Annotated in this window: 1 protein-coding gene; it reads right to left on the bottom strand. The window is 41.6% G+C overall.

The features are described from left to right. Positions 1 to 28: 28 nt before the first annotated feature. Positions 29 to 1,162 (bottom strand): ISL3 family transposase, encoded by a 1,134-nt coding sequence (locus AZI85_RS06660; protein WP_172795311.1) that lies wholly within the window; start codon positions 1,160 to 1,162, stop codon positions 29 to 31. Positions 1,163 to 1,332 lie beyond the last annotated feature (170 nt).

The following is a 1,332-nucleotide window of genomic DNA, read 5'->3' as shown; positions in this document are numbered from 1 at the left end:
GGTTCTCTTCACGCAACTGTTGATAAGTTCAAAAATTCCTAAAAAGACAAGCAGTTAGCACTCTCAAACGATAGTTTTTAAAGTTCCGATACCCGAAAGCCCGCCTCTGGACAAGCTTTCCGGTTCCGTTCATACGTTCTGTAAACCCATTTGTATAGCCATTTTCGAAGTACCTTATGATTTCATGTTTCCATCTTTTGAAGGTTCTTAGGAGTCTTTGGACTTCATCTAAAGACGACCGCTCCATGTCACTTAATAATCGATGAAAAGCGATGCTGGCTCGAGAGAAGCCTTTAACTCGATAAAATTCAAAGAGTCGTTCTTTCCAACGATAAAGTTCGTTGAGCTTGTGATGGTCTTTTAAATAGCGATCTATATCAACGCGAACGAAGTAATCTAAGTTTTTACGACTGCAGAGCAACTTTCTGCGCGTTGAAAGTTCTTGGCGATGGCCGTGGATTTCTTTTCCGGCCTTCATGATCGAAGGCGTGAGCAATCTTAAGACGTGAAATTTATCAGCGACGATCATTGCATTAGGAAAAAATCTCTTCACGAAGCTGCGATAACTTGAGGACATATCGATCACGACAACCTTTACATTTTCACGTCCAGGCATATCACGAAGTTGTTCTTCCAAAGAGTTGCGATCTTTCCCATGAGCCATCTCAAACATCTTCTTTTTCTTTAAGTCGGTAAAAACGCTTACAAACTCTGTAATGCCCTTTTTACGTCGGAAAAAATGTTCATCTAAGCCGATAACCTCAGGCCATTTCTTTTGTTTGTGTTCTCGAAGTTTTACTTCGAGTTGTTCATAACAAATCTTATAAACGAACCCGTGAGATACGCGATGATTTCGACTTACAGTTGCAAGATCCTTTGATGTGCCACAAGCCTTTGCAATGGCATTTCGAAATCGCTGAGTGGTTCTTCTGCGTGGCCAGATACCAGGTACCGGTTCTGTAAAAGTTTTCTTACAGTCTTTGCAGTACATGCGGTGCTTATGGATTTTTAACCACAGCACGACAGTTCGTACGGATTCATCCCGAACTGTTGTGGTGCACTTGCCTGACTTTACCGTTTTAACCGAGCCACAGCGCAAACAAGGGCATTCAGAGCGAAGCTTTTGGACTTCCCACAGATAGCCGCCTTGATGCACCCTCATGGATAAAAGTTTTAGGTGATTCCCAAGTAAAAATGTATTTAGATGCTCATTGAGCATAGTCCTTTTTCTTTCCTTATAATTCGTTCTCGACAAACAAATCGTATCGAAAAAGAGGGACTTATGCTTACCTTCTTTGACTCATCGCTTTATCTAGTTAAGTGGGAAGAACC

This window comes from Bdellovibrio bacteriovorus (assembly GCF_001592755.1).
GTDB classification, from domain to species: domain Bacteria; phylum Bdellovibrionota; class Bdellovibrionia; order Bdellovibrionales; family Bdellovibrionaceae; genus Bdellovibrio; species Bdellovibrio bacteriovorus_E.
The sequence above is the reverse complement of the archived record's forward strand: the minus strand, read 5'-3'. Positions and strand labels throughout refer to the sequence as shown.